An 18,348-nucleotide genomic window follows, 5' to 3' on the forward strand; every position below is an offset into this window, starting at 1 on the left:
GCCGAGGATCTAACCAAATCAATGGCTTGCAGATGGCCGGGACAAGCCCGGCCATGACGAAAGAGAAGAGCACTTGCTTTGTCAGCGACCTCACGGCCCGGATCAAGCTCCGGGCCGTTCCTCATCTTGTCCTGACAGGGAGGCGTTCAGGCCGCCATGGCCTTCTGCAGGTTGCTCTCGATCTTGTCGAGGAAGCCGGTGGTGGTCAGCCAGTTCTGGTCCGGGCCAACGAGCAGGGCGAGGTCCTTGGTCATGAAGCCTGCTTCCACCGTCTCGATGCAGACCTTCTCCAGCGTCTGCGCAAACCTGGCCAGATCCGCATTGCCGTCCAGCTTGGCCCGGTGGGCGAGGCCGCGGGTCCAGGCGAAGATCGAGGCGATCGGGTTGGTCGAGGTCTGCTCGCCGCGCTGGTGCTGGCGGAAGTGGCGGGTGACGGTGCCGTGGGCGGCTTCTGCCTCCACCGTCTTGCCATCCGGCGTCATCAGCACGGAGGTCATCAGGCCCAGCGAGCCGAAGCCCTGTGCCACGATGTCCGACTGGACGTCGCCGTCGTAGTTCTTGCAGGCCCAGACATAGCCGCCCGACCACTTCAGCGCCGAAGCCACCATGTCATCGATCAGGCGGTGCTCGTACCAGATCTTCTTTTCGGCATAGGCGTCCTTGAACTCCTTGTCGAAGATCTCCTGGAACAGGTCCTTGAAGCGGCCGTCATAGGCCTTCAGGATCGTGTTCTTGGTGGAGAGATAGCAGGGCACGCCGCGCTGCAGGGCGTAGTTGAAGGAGGCGCGGGCAAAATCGATGATGCTTTCATCGAGATTGTACATGGCCATGGCAACACCGGCGGAGGGGGCGTCATAGACCTCGTGCTCGATGACGCTGCCGTCCTCGCCCTTGAAGGTGATTGTCAGCTTGCCCTTGCCGGGGAAGCGGAAGTCGGTGGCGCGGTACTGGTCGCCGAAGGCGTGACGGCCAACGATGATCGGCTGGGTCCAGCCCGGCACCAGGCGCGGCACGTTGCGGATGATGATCGGCTCGCGGAAGATGACGCCGCCCAGAATGTTGCGGATGGTGCCGTTCGGCGACTTCCACATCTTCTTCAGGCTGAATTCCTCGACGCGGGCTTCATCGGGGGTGATCGTCGCGCATTTGACGCCAACGCCGTGCTTCTTGATGGCATTGGCCGCATCGATGGTGATCTGGTCACCGGTTTCATCGCGCTTCTGGATCGACAGGTCGTAATAGTCGAGATCGATCTCCAGATAGGGGAAGATGAGCTTGTCCTTGATGAACTGCCAGATGATGCGGGTCATCTCGTCGCCGTCGATATCGACGACCGGGTTCGCTACCTTGATCTTTGCCATGGGTTCTGGGCCTCGTCTGGGTTGCGGAAACTGGATTGTGTTCGCGTGTATACGATTTTGACGCCGGTCAGGCAAGCGGCGATTTCCCGCTGATCCTGCCACTTGCCGGCGGATATCTGAAGGAACCATAGCCATGCTTCTTGCTGTTTGCACGACAACGGAGACGAAAGAGGAAGCGCAGACAATCGCCCGTACCGCCGTGGAGGCGGGGCTGGCAGCCTGTGTGCACATGGAGGAGATCACCAGCCTCTACATGTGGGACGGCAAGGTCCATGAGGGCGGGGAGGTGCGCCTGACGATGAAGACGGCAGCGGAGGCCTATCCCGCTCTCGAAGCCCTCATCCAGCGCCTCCACACTTACGATCTGCCTGCGGTCTATGCCTTCGAGGTGGTGAAGGGCAGCGCGGCCTATATGGAATGGGTGCGGGAGCAGGTGGCGGTCTGGGAGTGATGCTCATTGTATTGTACAGGATTCTGTGCGTATGTACGGCGTAAGCAAGGAGCATTTCCATGGACGTGATGACCTATACCGATGCGCGTTCGTCCCTCAAAGACGTGATGGACCGGGTGATCCATGACCGGGTGGAGGTGATCGTGACCCGCAAGAAGCGGGAAGCCGTCGTGATCATGTCTTTGGAGGAGTTCAATTCCATTCAGGAGACGCTGCATCTGCAGAAGAGCCCGGAAAATGCCCGGCGGCTGCAGGCCTCGATTGCGCAGCTGACGGCGGGCGAAGGCGAGGAGCGTGAGGTCGATCTGTGAAGCTCGTATTCTCGGATCACGCCTGGGAGGATTATCTCTGGTGGCAGCAGCCGGGCCGGGAAAAGGGGCTTGAGCGCGTCAATTCACTGATCAAGGAAGCCAGGCGGCAGCCCTTTGGCGGAATAGGCAAGCCTGAGCCACTCAAGGGCGACCTGACAGGATGGTGGTCCCGCCGGATCGCCGATGACCATCGCTTCGTCTATCGTGTGTCCGGCAAAGCCGGGGCGCAGAGCCTCGAAATCGCGCAGTTGCGCTATCACTATTGAGGCCTGCGCCTGCGCCCTTACTCCCTCTCGAACTGGCGCAGAAGGAAGCGGGCGATCCGGAAACCCGCCGGGCCCACGGCCATCGACAGCACGAAGGCGACCGGCCAGGCCATTGCAAAGCCTTTCGCCCATATTTGGAGCCATTGCACCGTAGGGCCGAATTCCAGATGCGTGAAAATGCCGCTCATCAGGAAAGCCATGATGCCGGAAATGAAAATCTGGGCAATGATGATCAGCCGGAATTGTGTTTGCATGCCTGCTCGTCCTTCAAGAGAGGGAGCTGGCTTTCACATGCGCACAGCACCCCCTTTGTTCCATGGGGATGCCGCGGGTTCGGTGCACAGGCACCGACTAATTCTCGTGCAAACGAGGGCTGGGATAACCGGACCAGCCATTCCTTTTTCGGCAAGCATATAATGATGATCCATGGGCATGCGGTCAAGCGTCTCCCGCCGCAGGGGTGCGCTCTTGCTTGCTGTTTGACAAAGCATTTTATCTGACTTAAGTCAGGTAAATCATGTTGAGCGATATCTCCCGTTTCCGCCGTTTCAGCCGTGCCGTCACCACCGAGGTGGGCGCGCTGGATACGTCGTTTCTTGGCCGTGGCCGCCCGCTGGGGGCTGCCCGTGTTCTTAACGCCATCGGGCATGGCCGCACGGATGTGACGGCCATCCGCTCCTATCTCGGGCTCGACTCCGGCCTGATGAGCCGTCTTCTCCGCTCCCTGGAGGAGGAGGGCATGATCGAGGTGGCCCCCGATCCGGAGGATGCCCGCAAGCGCCGCGCTCACCTGACCGCCGCAGGGCAGGGGGAATTCGAGATCTACGAGAACCTGTCCGATGAGCGGGCAGAGCAGCTGCTGCAAAGCCATGCTCACCCTCAGGCGCTGCTGGAGGCGATGGATCTGATTGCCTCGGCGCTGGGACGTGAGCGCTGGAGCTTCGAGGAAGTGGACCCGCGCTCTGAAACCGCACGCCACTGCCTTGAGCAATATTATGCCGAGCTGGACCGGCGCTTCGAGGGCGGCTTTCAGGTGTCGCTGTCTGCCGACCCGGACGCGCAAAGCATGATGCGGCCCAAGGGGGCGTTCTTTGTCACTCTCTCGGACGGCATGCCTTTGGGCTGTGCCGGGCTCAAGGGCACGGACAAGGGCTATGCGGAAATCAAGCGCCTGTGGGTGTCGCCCGCCGCCCGTGGCCTCGGCCTTGCCCGCAAACTGATGGCGAAGACCGAAGAGGCCGCACGCGAACTCGGCATCAGCCTGCTGCGCCTTGATACGAACAAGGCTTTGCCTGAGGCGGTCAACTTCTACCGCAAGGAAGGCTGGACCGAAATCGGCCGCTTCAACGACGATCCCTATCCGGATTTCTTCTTCGAAAAGCGGCTTTGAGAGGATCAAGCGCCCGCTTGATCCTGTAGTCACCCTCTCCGTTGTCATCCTCGCGCAGGCGAGGATCCAGTAACCCCTGCTTTGCCATCTGCTCAGCCGGGGCTACTGGTTCCCGGTCTTGCCGCTGCGCGGCAAACCGGGATGACCCGAGTGGCCGTAAATTGAAACGAAAAAAGGGGCGGCCCGGTGGACCGCCCCTTCTGCATTCAAAGCGCTGAGCAGCCTCAGCCGATGATGGCGTTCAGCGTGGCGCTCGGGCGCATGACAGCGGCAACCTTGTCCGCCGGGGCGTGGTAGTAGCCGCCGAGATCGGCCGCCTTGCCCTGCACGCCGTTGAGTTCCACCACGATCTTCGCTTCATTGGCCGTCAGGGCTTCGGCGACCGGGGCGAAATATGCCTTCAGCTCCGCGTCCTTGTCCTGTGCGGCAAGGCCCTGTGCCCAGTAGAGCGCGATGTAGAAGTGGCTGCCGCGGTTGTCGAGCTGGCCGACCTTGCGCTGCGGGGACTTGTCGTTGTCCAGCAGCTTCTCGATGGCCTTGTCCAGTGCGTCGGCCAAAACCTGCGCCTTGGCGTTGGACTTGACCTGCGCCAGATGCTCCAGCGAGGCGCCGAGGGCGCAGAATTCGCCGAGCGAATCCCAGCGCAGGTAGTTTTCTTCCACCAGCTGCTGCACGTGCTTGGGGGCAGAGCCGCCGGCGCCCGTTTCAAACAGGCCGCCGCCGTTCATCAGCGGCACAATGGACAGCATCTTGGCCGAGGTGCCGACTTCCAGGATCGGATAGAGGTCCGTCAGGTAGTCGCGCAGCACGTTGCCGGTGATGGAGATGGTGTCGAGGCCCTTGACAATCCGCTCCGTCGAGTAGCGTGCGGCATCGCTCGGCGACATGATCTGCAGGTCGAGGCCCGACGTGTCATGCTCCGGCAGATAGGCTTCCACCTTCTTGATCAGCTCGGCATCATGGGCGCGGTTCTTGTCCAGCCAGAACACGCCCGGCATGCCGGAGAGGCGGGCGCGGCTGACGCCGAGCTTCACCCAGTCACGGATCGGGGCGTCCTTGGTGAGGCAGGCGCGCCAGATGTCGCCGCCTTCAACCGCATGCTCCAGCAGCGTGGTGCCAGCAGCATCAACGATACGGATGGTGCCATCAGCCTGAGCCTTGAAGGTCTGCGGATGCGAGCCGTATTCCTCGGCCTTCTGGGCCATCAGGCCGACGTTCGGGACGGTGCCCATCTTGGACGGGTCCAGCGCGCCGTTCTTCTTGCAGAACTCGATCACCGCGTCATAGACGCCGGCATAGGACGAGTCCGGGATCACGCACTTGGCGTCGTTTTCCTTGCCATCCGGGCCCCAGCCCTTGCCGCCGGCGCGGATGAGGGCAGGCATGGAGGCGTCGATGATGACGTCGGACGAGACATGCAGGTTGGTGATGCCCTTGTCGGAGTTCACCATGTACATGGCCGGGCCATTGTCCAGCGCAGCCTTGAGATCGGCCTTGATCTCTGCCGCCTTGTCAGCAGGCAGCGTGGCAATCTTGGCTTCCAGATCGCCGATGCCGAGGTCCGGGTTGACGCCGATTTCAGCGAAGGTGGCTGCGTGCTTGGCGAAGAGGTCCTTCAGGAAGGTCTTGACCACATGGCCGAAGATGATCGGGTCGGAGACCTTCATCATCGTTGCCTTGAGGTGCACGGAGAAGAGCACGCCCTTGTCCTTGGCGTCCTGAATTTCCTTTTCGAGGAAAGCGGTCAGGGCCTTGGCGCTCATGAAGGTTGCGTCCAGCACATCGCCTTCGGTGAGCTTCAGGTTGTTCTTCAGAACGGTGACAGCACCATCCGTGGCCACGAACTCGATGCGCGCAGTGCCGGCGGAAGCGGCGGCAACCGTCACGGACTTTTCGTTGGCGGCAAAGTCGTCCTTGCCCATGGTGGCAACATGGGTCTTGGAGGTCGGCAGCCAGGCGCCCATCGAATGCGGGTTCTTCTTGGCGTATTCCTTCACCGCATTCGGGGCGCGGCGGTCGGAATTGCCTTCACGCAGAACCGGGTTCACGGCCGAACCCTTGATCGCGTCATAGGCTGCCTTCACGGCCTTGTCCTCGTCCGTTGCCGGATTGTCCGGGTAGGAGGGGATGGCATAGCCCTGTGCCTGCAGTTCCTTGATTGCGGCATTGAGCTGCGGCTGCGAGGCGGAGATGTTCGGCAGCTTGATGACATTGGCATCCGGCTCGATCACCAGACGGCCAAGCTCGGCCAGATCGTCGGACTGCTTCTGTGCGTCCGTCAGATACTGCGGGAAGGCGGCGAGGATGCGGCCTGCCAGCGAAATGTCCCTGGTGCCGATGGAGATCCCGGCCGGTTTGGCAAAAGCCTTGATGATCGGCAGGAAGGACGCGCTCGCCAGTTCAGGCGCTTCGTCGACCTTGGTGTAGATGATGTCGGGACGTCCGGTGTCGGCCATGTTCAATCATTCCCACAGTTTGAAACGGTCAGGCGGAGGTGCCGGGGCAGCTCCGGAGAGCGCCACCATAGACACGTATACAGTTGTGCGCAATTTCCGGACGCCTGCCCGGCCGGAAATCCGCAAGGAGTTCTAACAAACGCGGGGGAAAAGGCAATCAAGCGAAAACCCTGAGGGCGGCCTGACGCGGCCATGATGCGGGATACCAGGCAGACAGGTGCCGGTAACGGGGACTTCTACCGCATAAAATTCCTTTCCGGGCTTGGCGGGGCGGTATATTCATCGTATTTAGGCGATGAATTGACCTGCGGGCGGCGGTGAGGCTGGCAGGCAGAGGGAGAGATCATGTCCAGTCATGGCGCTGAACGGCCGGATCACGGCAGCGGCGGAGGGGCTTGTTGTGCCCCGAAGGAGAAAGTCTGCCGGAACGCGGATACTGCGGCATTGGCTGACCTGTTCCGGGCGCTGGGCCATCCGGTGCGCATCGGCATTCTCAAGGAAATCATCCAGCGTCAGGAGGCCTGCTGCGGCGAGATTGTCGGCTGCCTGCCGCTGGCCCAATCCACCGTGTCCCAGCACCTGCAGGTGCTGAAAGAGGCCGGGCTTCTGACCTGCGACATCCGCGGGCGCACCTGTTCCTACCGGATCAACGAGGCCTTTCTGGCAGGCGAGGGCGCTGCTGGTCTGCGGCTTCTGGCGAATGCTGCCAGCTTTTTCAATGACATCACAGCTGCCGCTCAAACCTCTTCAAGGGCGCGGGAGAGACAAGAATGACAAGACGTGCAAATCCCCATAGCCCCAGTTCTGGCCCCAATTCTGGCCCCGCTTCGGCAAAGGTGAGTGCCGACGATGGTTCGACCATGACCACGCTGGCCAACCTGTGGCCCTATATCTGGCCGGAAGGACGGGCGGATCTGAAGCTGCGCGTGATCTGGGCGGTACTGGCGCTGGTGGTGGCCAAGCTCGTTACGGTGGTCTCGCCCTATTTCTTCGCCTGGGCCTCCGACGCGCTGACCGGCGAAACCATGGGCCTGCCGGGCTTTCTGGTGGCGCCGATGATGCTGGTCATCGCCTATAATGCCGCCCGCGTACTGGCGGTGGCTTTCAACCAGTTCCGCGATGCGCTGTTTGCCCGTGTCGGCCAGCATGCGGTGCGTCAGCTTGCCTTCATCACCTTCTCGCACCTGCACCGCCTGTCGCTGCGCTTTCACCTGTCCCGCCGCACGGGCGGGCTCAGCCGGGTGATCGAACGCGGCGTCAAGGGCATCGAGGCGATCGTCCGCTTCACCATTCTCAACGGCATTCCGACCCTGCTGGAATTCGCCATCATGGCGGGCATCATCTGGTACCAGTTCGGCTTTGCCTATGTGATCATCGTGGCGCTGATGATCGCTGCCTATGTCTGGTTCACGGTGCAGACGTCCAACTGGCGCATTTCCATCCGCCGCGAGATGAACGAGAGCGATACGGAAGCCAATTCCAAGGCCATCGACAGCCTGCTCAACTTCGAGACGGTGAAATATTTCGGCAACGAGAAGATGGAGGCCGCCCGCTTTGATGCCTCCATGGCGGTCTATGAGCGCGCCGCGACCCGCACCTGGACCTCGCTCGCCTGGCTCAACTTCGGCCAGTCCTTCATTCTGGGCATCGGCACGGCAGCCTGCATGGTCCTCTCCGCCCGCTCGGTGATGGCGGGGGAGCAGACCATCGGCGATTTCGTGCTGATCAACGCGCTGCTGCTGCAGATCGCCATTCCGCTCAATTTCGTTGGCTTCATCTACCGCGAGATCCGGCAGGGGCTTGCCGATATCGAGGCGATGTTTGCCGTCCTCGCCGTCCCGGCAGAGATCGAGGACAAGCCGGGCGCCCCGGCGCTTGCCATCGGCTCCGGCGCCATCCGCTTCGAGGATGTGGTGTTCCACTATGACCCGGACCGCCCGATCCTCAAGGGCATCAGCTTCGAGGTGCCGGCCGGAAACACGGTCGCCATCGTCGGGCCTTCGGGGGCGGGCAAGTCCACCATTTCCCGGCTGCTGTTCCGCTTCTATGACGTGACCGGCGGGCGGGTGACCATCGATGGGCAGGATGTGCGGGATGTGACGCAGGAAAGCCTGCGCCAGGCCATCGGCATGGTGCCGCAGGATACGGTGCTGTTCAACGACACCATCGCCTACAACATCCGCTATGGCCGCCCGGATGCTTCCGAAGAGGATGTGCGCGCTGCCGCCCGGATGGCACAGATCGACAGTTTCATCGAGACACTGCCCAAGGGCTATGCCAGCGAGGTGGGCGAGCGCGGACTGAAGCTCTCCGGCGGCGAGAAGCAGCGCGTTGCCATTGCCCGCACCATCCTGAAGGCGCCGCCCATTCTCATTCTGGACGAGGCAACCTCTGCCCTCGACACCCACACGGAACGGGAAATCCAGTCGGCGCTGGATCAGGTTTCCCGCAACCGGACGACGGTGGTCATCGCCCACCGCCTGTCCACCGTGGTCAATGCGGACCAGATCCTCGTGCTGCAGGCCGGTGTCATCGCCGAGCGCGGCACCCATGCGGAGCTGCTCGCCAAGGGCGGCCTCTACGCCTCCATGTGGAGCCGCCAGCGCGAGGCCGACGAAGCCGAAGAACGCCTGCGCGCTGCCCGGGAAGCGGACGAACTCGGGGTCATCGTGCGCGGCCAGAAGGCAGGGGAGCCTGAGCGGGTGTAAGCTTGCCTGACGGGACGTTGCTCTCCTCACAGGCCCCGGCACAAGGCCGGGGCGGCGCGGAAGGTGGGTCTTGTTCGGTTTGCCCGAAGCCTCCCCACCACGCCGTCCCGGCCTCCGTGCCGGGACCCGTCAGGGGCGTGTAAGCGCGCCTCACCCCGCCATGCGGTGCCCTGCGTCCTGGGCATAGGCGTGGCCGAAGCGGTTGGCGAGGAAGGCGGGGAGGGGAATGTCTTCCTGGCGGAGGAAGCCCTGCTGCGGCAGCTGGCCGGCCGCGAGCATGTCCAGCACGGCGGCGATGGCGCTGGCGGTGGTGATCTGGATGGCGCTGTAGAGCCGCCCGCCGATGAGCCCGCTGTAGACCTTGCTGGCGTAGGTCTCCTGCACGAGGCGGCCGTTCTGGCGTCCGCTGGCGGTGACGAAGATGATCACCACATCCTGCAGGGTGGCGGGCAGGGCGTTTTCCAGAATGTCCTTCAGCACCTCGCGCCGGTGGCGCAGGCCAAGGTCGTTCAGCAGCGCCTTCATGATGGCGGCATGGCCGGGATAGCGGATGGTCTTGTAGTTGAGCGTCCGCACCTTGCCCTTCAGCGTCTCGCACAGGGTGCCGAGCCCGCCGGAGGTGTTGAAGGCCTCGTAGGTGACGCCATCAAGGGCGAACTCTTCGCGCTCTTCCAGTGCGGGCACCTCGGCCATGTGGCCATCCACAATGGCCTCGCAGGGCTCGATATATTCGTTGATCACCCCGTCCGTGCTCCAGGTCAGATTGTAGTTGAGCGCGTTGGACGGGTACTGCGGCAGCGCGCCGACGCGCATGCGCAAGGTGTCGAGGCTGTCGAAGCGGCGGGCGAGATCATTGGCGACGATGGAGATGAAGCCCGGTGCAAGGCCGCACTGGGGAATGAAGGTGGTGCGCGCCGTCGCAGCGATCTCCTTCACCCGGCGGGTGGCGGCCACATCTTCCGTCAGATCAAGATAATGCACGCCGGCCTTGGCAGCGGCTTCCGCGATGGCGATCGTCAGGTGGAAGGGCGCGGCGCTCAGCACGGCGTATTTGCCGGTGAGGGCTGCCGTCAGGGCCGCGTTGTCGCTGATGTCCAGCGCCAGCGTTTCGACGGCAGGTTCGCCTGCAAGGGCTGCCAGTTCTGCGGGCGAGCGGTCAATGACGGTGACACGGTAGTCGCCGGAGCCGGTGAGGAGGCGGGCGATGGTGGCGCCGATCTTGCCGGCACCAATGATGGCAATCGTCTTCATATGTCGAACCCCTCTGGCCCATTCCGGGCATTATGAGGTTCAGAATGACTGAAGGAGATGTCGATTCACAGCTGCGGATATGGCAGAATGAAGTGCTGATTTGATCAAAGTGACGAAGCTGATGAACACTCTGACCATCACTGAAGCAGACCGGGCCCTGATCGGCCTTCTGTCTGAGAACGCCCGCATGCCGGTTGCCGAGCTGGCACGCCGCCTTGGCCTGTCGCGCACCACGGTTCAGGCCCGCATCGAGCGGCTGGAGCAGGCGGGGGTGATCACCGGCTATGGCCTGCGCCTGTCGCAGGCCTATGAGGCGGCGCAGGTGAAGGCGCATGTTCTGATCACGCTGGTGCCCAAGGCGCTGGCGCGGGTGAGCGCGGAACTGTCCGGCATCCGCGAGGTGCGCCAGCTTCATTCGGTCAGCGGCAGCCACGATCTCATCGCCATCGTCGAGGCTGCCTCTGTTGCCGAACTCGACCATCTGATCGACCGGATCGGCGAACTTGACGGCGTGGACCGCACGCTTTCGTCCATCATCCTGTCGACGCGCATCCAGCGCTGAACTGGCGCCCGGTTTCCGCATGCCGGTGGTTTGCCGGACGCGGGCGATGGACGAGCCTGCGGAGCAAGTGCCGCAACCCGTGCCACGCTTGCCGCAAGGCCAGGGCGCGTTCCTGTCTGGCCCGGTACTCGTAATAGCCGCCTGTGTGCATCATGGCTGTTTCTCCGTTGGAGTGGATCTGCAGCCACCTTCGCATCTCCGTCGATTTCTGATAATCTGGCCAGTATCGCATAAACCTTCCCAAGGATTCGGATAATGCGGCTGGAGGATCTCCGTTTTTTTGTCCGGGCGGCAGCGCTCGGAAATCTCTCCGCCGCAGGGCGCGAGACCGGTCTGTCGCCTTCGGCCGCCAGCTCCCGCCTGGCGTCGCTGGAGCGTGATGCAGGGGTGCAACTGGTCAGCCGCACAACGCGCCGTCTTCAGCTGACCGATGCGGGGGAGCTGCTCCTGCGCCGGGCGGGCGAGGCGCTGGATCTGCTCGACGGCACCTTGCGCGAACTGGAGGATGAGGCGGCCCGGCCGCGCGGCACGCTGCGTGTCTCTCTCAACATGTTCTTTGGCCGCAAGCATGTGCTGCCGTATCTGGCCGAGTTCCGCGACCTCTATCCGGAGCTGCGGCTGCAGCTCGATTTCTCGGACCGTATCGTCGATCTGCTGGCGGAGGGCTATGATCTTGCCATCCGGGGGGCGCCGCTCGCCGATTCCACGCTGCGGGCGCGCCGCCTTGCCGGAAATCCCCGCGTGCTCTGTGCCTCGCCTGCTTATCTCGCGCGCAAGGGCATGCCGGAGACGCCCTCAGACCTTGCCCGGCATGACTGCCTGAGCTTCCGGTCCATGCCGGTCTGGTATTTCGAGGGGCCTCAGGGGGAGATAGCCTGTCCCATCGATGCCGCGATCAGCGGCGACAATGGGGACTTTGCCTATGATGCCGCCCTGCTGGGGCTGGGGCTTGCGGTGAAATCGCTTGCCCATGTGTGGGAGGATCTGCGCGATGGCCGGCTGGTGGCGGTCATGACGGATTTTCCGGTGACGAGAACCGGAGCCATCTGGGCCGTCGCGCCGCCGGGTCGCGCAATGATGCCAAAGGCCCGCGTGCTGGCTGACTTCCTGACCGGAAAATATGGCAGTCCTGCCTACTGGGAAACGGACTACCGGCAGGCCGGAGCATTGGTGGGCTGAGGCACTTTCGGGGTTCAGTTGCGGCGGCAAAGGCACTAAGAGAGAGGCAGACCACTTCAATCTCCGGCTCCGGACCCAAGATCAACGGGAAAACCCATGTCGCTTGCCGATACCATCACCAAGACCTTCGTTCCCATTCACCGGGAGGGCTGGCCTTTCATTGCCATCGCTTTGGTGGCGACGCTGATCCTTGGCTGGTTCCTGACCCCGCTGTTTTATATCGGGCTCTTTCTCACGGGCTGGGTCTGCTACTTCTTCCGCGATCCTGCCCGCGTCACGCCGGTGACCGACGGGCTGGTGATCTCGCCGGCTGACGGCGTCGTCAACCAGCTCGGCCTCTGCGTGCCGCCTGCCGAACTGGCGGCAGACCTTGGCACCGAGCCGATGATGCGGATTTCCGTGTTCATGAACGTGTTCAACTGCCACGTGAACCGCGCTCCCGTCGGTGGCCGCATTGCCCGAGTGGCCTACAAGCCGGGCAAGTTCCTCAACGCGGAACTGGACAAGGCGAGCGAGTTCAACGAGCGCAATGGCCTCGTCATCGAGAATGGCGGCACGAAGATCGGCGTCGTTCAGATCGCAGGTCTTGTGGCCCGCCGCATCGTCTGTTTCGTGCGCGAAGGGGAGAGCATCGGCGCAGGCGAGCGTTTCGGTCTGATCCGCTTCGGCTCGCGCCTCGACATCTACATGCCGGCGGGCACCGTGCCGAAAGTTGCCATGGGCCAGATCATGATTGCCGGTGAAACCGTGCTGGCGGATCTGCGCGAAGGCCCGCAGGCGGTCCAGCACATCACCCGCGTCAGCTGAGGAGAAGCCCTTTGGAGACGCCTTTCGCCAGCTATGAACCCGGTCACGAAGACGGCAAGCCGCGCCGGTCAGGGCGTTTCCGCCAGGTGCCCTTGCGCCTCATCCTGCCGAATCTCGTCACGCTTCTGGCGCTCTGCTCCGGCCTGACCGGCATCCGCATGGCCTTCGAGGGCCGGTGGGATTTTGCGGTGGGTGCGGTGCTGATAGCGGCTGTGCTGGATGCGGTGGACGGGCGTGTGGCGCGGATGCTCAAGGGCACGTCGCGGTTCGGGGCAGAGCTGGATTCGCTGGCCGATTTCGTCAATTTCGGCGTCACTCCGGCGCTGATGCTCTACATCTGGCTGCTCCAGGAAGTGAAATCTCTGGGCTGGATTGCCGCGCTCGCCTTTGCCATCTGTGCGGCCCTGCGCCTGGCGCGGTTCAATGCGGCGCTGGATGATCCGGACAAGCCTGCCTGGGCGGTGAATTTCTTCACCGGCGTTCCGGCTCCGGCCGGTGCGCTGACGGTGCTTTTGCCCATCTATCTGGAGTTTCTGGGTGTGCTGCCGCACTGGCCCGCATTTGCTCCGGTCGTTGCGCTTTACACGGTCTCAATCGGCTTCCTGATGATCAGCCGCCTGCCGACCTATTCCGGCAAGAAGGTGGGCATGCGCGTCCGGCGCGATCTGGTGCTGCCGCTCTTCGTGCTGGCCGTCCTGGTGGTGGCGCTGACTGTCAGCTATCCGTTCCAGATGCTGACCGTGGGCACGCTGGCCTATCTCGCGTCGATCCCCTTTGCCCTGCGCAGCTACCGGGCGCATGTGCGCGCGGACAAGACGCAGGCAAAGGCCGGTGACAAGGGGGATGAAAGTGGGGGGGACGAAAGCGGCGGGGATGAGAGCGGGCCGGACCTTGATCATCCCGGCGAAAAGGCGGGCAGTGATACGCCCTGACGGCCTGGTAAGATCTTCTCAATGAACAAAGCCCCCATCCATCGGACGGGGGCTTTTGCTTTTTGGGCCTTGGGTCTATTCCGCAGCGCTGGTCATCGGGGTTCCGGGGCTGTTGGCGGCCTGCCGGCCTGCGCCCTCGTCTGATCCCGAGCCGGAGCCAGGTCTTTTGCCGGTCATCCGTTGCCAGAGCCTCACGGCAAGGCCCACCCAGACACCGGGCATGGCGATCATCACCGGAATCAGCAGCAGGGTCAGCAGGGTGGAGAAGCCGAGGCCAAAGATCACCGCCGTCGACAATTGCACCCACCAGCCGGAGGTGACGCCGCCGAGGGCGATTTCCCGGTTGAGGAAGTCCAGATTGATCTGGGCGGCCATCGGAATGAGCCCGGCAATCGTGGTGATCGTAGTCAGCATGATCGGTCTGAGGCGCTGGGCCGAGGTCTTCAGGATGGCGTCCAGCGTGGGCAGGCCGTCTTCCCGGAAGCGGTTGAACGTGTCCAGCAGGATGATGGCGTTGTTCACCACGATACCCGCCAGCGCGACAATGCCGGTGCCGGTCATGATGATCGAGAACTTCTGCCCCGTCACCCACATGCCCAGCAGCACGCCAAAGACCGACAGGACCACGGTCGTGAGGGTCAGGAAGGTCTGGTAGAACGAGTTGTACTGGGTCAGCAGGATCAGGAACATCAGAAAGAGCGATGCAATCATCGCCTTCATCAGGAACTCGCCGGACTCCTTCTGGTCCTTGTCGGCGCCGCGGAAGGCCAGGAGGACATTCGAGGGCCAGTCCTGCGTCTTCAGCCAGCTGTCCAGTTCCTTCACCTTGTCGTCCGGTGTGAAACCGGACGCCGGATCGACGGTGGCCTTCACCATCATCGAATAAAGGCCGTCACGCCGGGTGATGGAGGAGACCTTCGGTGCCGCCTCGCGCTTGATGAAGTTGGCCAGCGGCACCAGACCAAGCGGCGTCTGCAGGCGCAGCTCGTCAAACCGGTCGAGCGTGCGTTCATCGCGCGGCAGGCGCACGCGGATGTCCACCTCGTCCTCGCTGTCTGCCGGGCGGTACTTGCCGATCAGCACGCCGTTGGTGACAAGCTGCACCATGCTGCCCACCGGCACGATGCTGGCCTGATAGCGCCCGGCATGGGCCCGGTCGATGGTGATCTGCCATTCGATGCCGGGCAGGGGGCGGTCATCCTCCTGATCGATCAGGTCGGGCATGGTGTTCACATGCTCGCGGATGCGGGCAATGGTTTCGGTCAGCGTCTTGTAGTCGGTGGACTTTACTTCAAGCTGGATGTCCTTGCCGGTCGGCGGGCCGCCCTCGATCTTGCGGATTTCCACCTTGATGCCGGGCAGAGGGGCCGTGCGCTCACGGATTTCCCGGAAGATTTCCACGGCCTTGCGGCGGCAGCAATAATCCTCGAACTCAAGCTGCAGTTCGCCGATCACGTCGGCAGGCTTGTCACGCGGGCCATCGAGTGACGGGCCGCCGCCGCTGCCGCCGGGGGGGAAGGCGGAGGTGACCACGTTCATCACGCCGGCGGTCTGCAGCACTTCCCGTTCAACGCCCATGACGATGTCGCGGGCCTCGGCTGCGGACAGGTTGCCGCGGGCAGAGACCAGCACCACCGCCTGCTTCGGCTCTTCATCGACGAAGAATTCGACGCCCGTGCTGTGGGTCATGAAGCCGATGGTGATGAAGACGCAGAGCCCGGCCATGGCGGCAAGGGCTACGAGATTGCCGATGGGATTCCCGGCCAGCAGTTTCAGTCCTCGCACATAGAAGCCGGTGAGGCCGGTAACCTCGCGGACGTCGAAAGCATGGTTGCCGGAGAGGACCTCCGCCTCCTGCCGTGCCTCTTCGGCGCGCAGCGCCGCGCGCCGTTTCAGGATGGCGACGGCGGGGACGAGCAGCCGGTGACTGACAAAACCGGCCAGGATGAAGGCTGCGATGGCAAGGCCATTCACGGCAAGTGCGGGCAGCGCGGCAAGGGCCGGAGCCGTGAGAACCGTCGTGGCGGCCAGGGCCGCAAAGACCAGGGCCAGAACCACCGCCGCATGGCGTGCCATCCAGTGGAACACGGTGGCGAAGAGGCCGCCGGTGACCGGGATGAAGACCGTTGCCGTCAGCAGCGAGGCGGCCAGCACGATGATCACCATGATGGGCAGATAGCTCATGAACTCGCCGGCCACACCCGGCCACATCAGCATGGGCAGGAAGGCGGCAAGGGTCGTCGCCGTGGAGGAGAAGATCGGCCAGAACATCAGCTTGGCCGCACGGATATAGGCCTCCCGGTCCTCCATGCCCTCGGCGATCTTGCGGTCGGCATATTCCACCATGACGATGGCGCCATCCACCAGCATGCCCACGGTCAGCACCAAGCCGAACATGACCATGATGTTCACGGTGTAGCCAAGCCCGGCCAGGATCAGGAAGCCGACCATGAAGGAGGTCGGAATTGCAAGGCCGACCAGAAGCGCCGAGCGCAGGCCCAGCGAGCCGACGATCAGCACCATGACGAGGAAGATGGCTGTCAGGATCGAGGACTGCAGCGAGCCGAGAACCTCGAAAATGTTCTCCGACATGTCCAGCATGACGCTGACGCGGATTGTCTGCGGCCAGTCCTTCGTTGCCTCGGCAATGACGGCACGGACAGCGGCATTGTTCTCGATCACATTGGTGCCGATGCGCTTGGTCACATTGAGCGCAATCGCCGGTTCGCCATTGACGCGGATGAAGGAGGTGGCATCCTTGAAGGTGCGGCGGATTTCAGCCACGTTGCCCAGTGTGACGACGCCTTCGCCCGCCTGTTTCAGCGGCAGGGAATAGACATCTTCCGCCGTTTCCAGAAGCCCTGGAACCTTGACGTTGAAGCGTCCCGATCCGCTGTCGAGGAAGCCGGCGGGCACCAGCTGGTTGTTCTGCGTCAGGGAGGTGATCAGCTCCTGCTGGGTGATCGCGTAGGATTCCAGCTTGCGGCTGTTGATCAGCACTTCCAGCAGCTCTTCCCGGTGACCTGCCAGATCAGCGGAGCGGACGGTGTCCACGGCCTCGATCTGGTCCTTCAGGCGCCGGGCATAGGTGTAGAGCGTGCGCTCGGGGACACTGCCCGACAGGGCAACGGTCAGGGTCGGGGCGAGCGCGAAGTTGGTTTCGGAAATGGTGGGCTCGTCCGCATCGGCGGGCAGCTTGGACTTGGCCTGATCCACCTTGTCGCGCACATCCGACATCGCCTTGTCCTTGTCAAAGGAGATGTCGAATTCCAGCACGATGCCGGCATGGCCTTCCGAGGCGATGGCCGTCAGTTCCTTCAGGCCGTCAAGGCCGCGCAGCTCCGTTTCCATGGGACGCACCAGCAGGCGCTCTGCGTCTTCCGGCGAGATGCCCTGCTGGGATATGGAGACGTAGAAGACCGGAACGTCGATATCCGGGTTCTCTTCCTTGGGGATGGTTATGTAGCTGAGCGTCCCGCCAAAGACGAGCGCCAGCAGGAGCATGAGCACCGTTTTGGGACGGCGCAGAATGGCTTCAAGCGCACTGGTCATCCGTTTGCTCCCGTGTTCATCACCGGCTCGATCAGCTGTCCTTCCCCGACGAAGTCCTGTCCGACGATGATGACGTCAACCGTGTCCGGAAGACCGGTGATCCAGATGCCATCGGCCTCGCCGCCGGCTATGGCGGCCGGCAGGAAGCGCACCCGGTTGTCCGCATCGACGCTGCGCACCCCGACGCGTCCATCATCATCCAGCGTCAGGATCGCCGGGCTGACGCGGTGGGCCAGGCCTTGCGACAGCTCCAGCCGGGTAACGGCGGTCACGCCGTCGCGGGCAAGGCCATCCGGGTTGGGCAGTTCCACTTCCACGCGGAAGGTGCGGGTGTCGGGATTGGCTGCCGGTGCGATGTAGCGCACATGGCCTTCCATCCTCGTGCCGCCGACCAGCTCGACGGTGGCCGGCATGTTGAGGCTGAGGCCTGAAATATTCAACTCGGACACCTGACCGACGGCGATCATCGGATCGGAATTGACCACCGTGCCACAGGCCGCGCCCACGGAAAGATGATCGCCGACACGCGCCATCGGGCTTTCCACCACGCCGGCAATGGGCGAGCGGATGACGGTGCGGTCCAGCTCCAGCTCGGCTTCCTGCAGGCGCGCATCGGCGGCATCTAGCGATGCCTTCAGCGCAGCCACCCGGTTTTCCGTGGCAAAGCCTTTCGAGCTGAGCTGCGTTGCAGCGTCATAATCGGCGCGGGCCTGGGCAAGGACGGCCTTTGCCTCCAGCACGCGGGCCTCGCGGGTGCCCTTGTCGATCATGCAAAGCACATCGCCAGCGCTCACCGTGCCGCCTTCGCGGGCCGGGCGTTCAACAATCCGCCCCGCCGTTTCGGCGCGCACGGAAACCTTGGCGAAGGCTTCGGTGCTGCCGCGCACCTCCAGCATGGCCGAGCGCGGTTCGGCCACAAGCCGGGCCACCTGGACACGGAAGGGCTTCACATCCGCAGCATTCTGCCGTTCGGCAATGGGCGGTGCGGCATGGGCCTCGTCCCCCAGTCCACCGACCACCAGAGTGCCGCTCCACATCCACAGGCCAACGCCACCGGCAATGCCTGCGGCCAGCAGCACAGAGAAATTAACACGCATGAAATTCGCTCCGTTGGTCAGGATC

At 63.3% G+C, this 18,348-nt stretch carries 15 protein-coding genes and 1 pseudogene; 10 read left to right on the forward strand and 6 right to left on the reverse strand.

Annotation, left to right across the window (positions count from 1 at the left end):
* Positions 1–146: 146 nt before the first annotated feature.
* The gene (locus tag AC0CMF_RS00195) at positions 147–1,361 is read right to left on the reverse strand and encodes an NADP-dependent isocitrate dehydrogenase (RefSeq protein ID WP_058899443.1); all 1,215 of its coding nucleotides are present in this window, start codon (positions 1,359–1,361) and stop codon (positions 147–149) included.
* Positions 1,362–1,494: 133 nt separating this feature from the next.
* Here AC0CMF_RS00195 and cutA point away from each other — a divergent pair, with 133 nt between their 5' ends.
* Genes cutA through AC0CMF_RS00210 form a run of 3 tightly spaced genes read left to right on the forward strand, consistent with a single transcriptional unit; the run spans position 1,495 to position 2,389 of the window.
* Positions 1,495–1,812 carry a divalent-cation tolerance protein CutA gene (cutA, locus tag AC0CMF_RS00200; RefSeq protein ID WP_050472620.1) on the forward strand — a complete coding sequence of 106 codons (318 nt, stop codon included), beginning with the start codon at positions 1,495–1,497 and terminating at the stop codon, positions 1,810–1,812.
* 59 nt (positions 1,813–1,871) lie between these two features.
* Positions 1,872–2,123, forward strand: a complete 252-nt coding sequence (locus AC0CMF_RS00205; protein ID WP_050472621.1) for a type II toxin-antitoxin system Phd/YefM family antitoxin — start codon at positions 1,872–1,874, stop codon at positions 2,121–2,123.
* Positions 2,120–2,389, forward strand: coding sequence for a Txe/YoeB family addiction module toxin (locus tag AC0CMF_RS00210; RefSeq protein WP_019964589.1), 270 nt, complete (start codon positions 2,120–2,122; stop codon positions 2,387–2,389). The genes AC0CMF_RS00205 and AC0CMF_RS00210 overlap by 4 nt, the downstream gene beginning before the upstream one ends.
* A 17-nt stretch (positions 2,390–2,406) precedes the next feature.
* Here the strand turns inward: AC0CMF_RS00210 and AC0CMF_RS00215 are convergent, their stop codons facing one another.
* Positions 2,407–2,643 (reverse strand): DUF2798 domain-containing protein, encoded by a 237-nt coding sequence (locus AC0CMF_RS00215; RefSeq protein ID WP_094461986.1) that lies wholly within the window; start codon positions 2,641–2,643, stop codon positions 2,407–2,409.
* A 263-nt stretch (positions 2,644–2,906) separates the two neighbouring features.
* On the opposite strand from AC0CMF_RS00215, the gene AC0CMF_RS00220 reads away from it, so the two are divergent.
* On the forward strand, positions 2,907–3,779 hold the full coding sequence (locus AC0CMF_RS00220) for a bifunctional helix-turn-helix transcriptional regulator/GNAT family N-acetyltransferase (RefSeq protein WP_374628970.1): 873 nt from the start codon (positions 2,907–2,909) through the stop codon (positions 3,777–3,779).
* 224 nt (positions 3,780–4,003) lie between these two features.
* Here the strand turns inward: AC0CMF_RS00220 and AC0CMF_RS00225 are convergent, their stop codons facing one another.
* Complete coding sequence (locus tag AC0CMF_RS00225) at positions 4,004–6,235, reverse strand: NADP-dependent isocitrate dehydrogenase (protein WP_374628969.1); 2,232 nt, start codon at positions 6,233–6,235, stop codon at positions 4,004–4,006.
* 444 nt (positions 6,236–6,679) lie between these two features.
* On the opposite strand from AC0CMF_RS00225, the gene AC0CMF_RS00230 reads away from it, so the two are divergent.
* Both AC0CMF_RS00230 and AC0CMF_RS00235 read left to right on the forward strand, forming a co-directional pair.
* The gene (locus AC0CMF_RS00230; protein WP_374628968.1) at positions 6,680–7,009 is read left to right on the forward strand and encodes an ArsR/SmtB family transcription factor; all 330 of its coding nucleotides are present in this window, start codon (positions 6,680–6,682) and stop codon (positions 7,007–7,009) included.
* A gap of 86 nt (positions 7,010–7,095) precedes the next feature.
* Positions 7,096–8,943, forward strand: coding sequence for an ABCB family ABC transporter ATP-binding protein/permease (locus AC0CMF_RS00235; protein ID WP_374629050.1), 1,848 nt, complete (start codon positions 7,096–7,098; stop codon positions 8,941–8,943).
* A 150-nt stretch (positions 8,944–9,093) separates the two neighbouring features.
* Here the strand turns inward: AC0CMF_RS00235 and AC0CMF_RS00240 are convergent, their stop codons facing one another.
* A complete protein-coding gene (locus AC0CMF_RS00240; RefSeq protein WP_374628967.1) occupies positions 9,094–10,194 on the reverse strand; it encodes a saccharopine dehydrogenase family protein in 1,101 nt (366 codons plus the stop codon).
* Positions 10,195–10,315: 121 nt separating this feature from the next.
* Between AC0CMF_RS00240 and AC0CMF_RS00245 the strand changes: the two genes are divergently transcribed.
* The 4 genes and pseudogenes from AC0CMF_RS00245 (at position 10,316) to AC0CMF_RS00260 (ending at position 13,674) form a co-directional block, all read left to right on the forward strand.
* Positions 10,316–10,756: an Lrp/AsnC family transcriptional regulator gene (locus AC0CMF_RS00245; RefSeq protein ID WP_094462075.1), complete on the forward strand. Its 441-nt coding sequence runs from the start codon at positions 10,316–10,318 to the stop codon at positions 10,754–10,756.
* A 255-nt stretch (positions 10,757–11,011) separates the two neighbouring features.
* Positions 11,012–11,935, forward strand: coding sequence for a LysR family transcriptional regulator (locus AC0CMF_RS00250; RefSeq protein ID WP_050472628.1), 924 nt, complete (start codon positions 11,012–11,014; stop codon positions 11,933–11,935).
* A gap of 93 nt (positions 11,936–12,028) precedes the next feature.
* A pseudogene (locus tag AC0CMF_RS00255) lies at positions 12,029–12,742 on the forward strand (phosphatidylserine decarboxylase); the annotation flags it as partial.
* An 11-nt stretch (positions 12,743–12,753) separates the two neighbouring features.
* Entirely contained in the window at positions 12,754–13,674 is a 921-nt protein-coding gene (locus AC0CMF_RS00260; RefSeq protein ID WP_374628966.1) for a CDP-alcohol phosphatidyltransferase family protein, read from the forward strand.
* 75 nt (positions 13,675–13,749) lie between these two features.
* Here AC0CMF_RS00260 and AC0CMF_RS00265 read toward each other — a convergent pair whose 3' ends face one another.
* Positions 13,750–17,226 (reverse strand): efflux RND transporter permease subunit, encoded by a 3,477-nt coding sequence (locus tag AC0CMF_RS00265; RefSeq protein WP_374628965.1) that lies wholly within the window; start codon positions 17,224–17,226, stop codon positions 13,750–13,752.
* Positions 17,223–18,323: an efflux RND transporter periplasmic adaptor subunit gene (locus tag AC0CMF_RS00270; protein ID WP_058900748.1), complete on the reverse strand. Its 1,101-nt coding sequence runs from the start codon at positions 18,321–18,323 to the stop codon at positions 17,223–17,225. Before AC0CMF_RS00270 ends, AC0CMF_RS00265 begins: the two co-directional genes overlap by 4 nt.
* Positions 18,324–18,348: the final 25 nt, after the last annotated feature.

This window comes from Pannonibacter sp. CBAS1226, from assembly GCF_055685825.1.

Excerpts from the sequence above, each read along its gene's own strand:
- AC0CMF_RS00195 (WP_058899443.1), bottom strand. The coding sequence starts at position 1,361 with ATGGCAAAGATCAAGGTAGCGAACCCGGTCGTCGATATCGACGGCGAC.
- cutA (WP_050472620.1), top strand. The coding sequence starts at position 1,495 with ATGCTTCTTGCTGTTTGCACGACAACGGAGACGAAAGAGGAAGCGCAG.
- AC0CMF_RS00205 (WP_050472621.1), top strand. The coding sequence starts at position 1,872 with ATGGACGTGATGACCTATACCGATGCGCGTTCGTCCCTCAAAGACGTG.
- AC0CMF_RS00215 (WP_094461986.1), bottom strand. The coding sequence starts at position 2,643 with ATGCAAACACAATTCCGGCTGATCATCATTGCCCAGATTTTCATTTCC.
- AC0CMF_RS00220 (WP_374628970.1), top strand. The coding sequence starts at position 2,907 with ATGTTGAGCGATATCTCCCGTTTCCGCCGTTTCAGCCGTGCCGTCACC.
- AC0CMF_RS00225 (WP_374628969.1), bottom strand. The coding sequence starts at position 6,235 with ATGGCCGACACCGGACGTCCCGACATCATCTACACCAAGGTCGACGAA.
- AC0CMF_RS00235 (WP_374629050.1), top strand. The coding sequence starts at position 7,096 with ATGACCACGCTGGCCAACCTGTGGCCCTATATCTGGCCGGAAGGACGG.
- AC0CMF_RS00240 (WP_374628967.1), bottom strand. The coding sequence starts at position 10,194 with ATGAAGACGATTGCCATCATTGGTGCCGGCAAGATCGGCGCCACCATC.
- AC0CMF_RS00245 (WP_094462075.1), top strand. The coding sequence starts at position 10,316 with ATGAACACTCTGACCATCACTGAAGCAGACCGGGCCCTGATCGGCCTT.
- AC0CMF_RS00250 (WP_050472628.1), top strand. The coding sequence starts at position 11,012 with ATGCGGCTGGAGGATCTCCGTTTTTTTGTCCGGGCGGCAGCGCTCGGA.
- AC0CMF_RS00265 (WP_374628965.1), bottom strand. The coding sequence starts at position 17,226 with ATGACCAGTGCGCTTGAAGCCATTCTGCGCCGTCCCAAAACGGTGCTC.
- AC0CMF_RS00270 (WP_058900748.1), bottom strand. The coding sequence starts at position 18,323 with ATGCGTGTTAATTTCTCTGTGCTGCTGGCCGCAGGCATTGCCGGTGGC.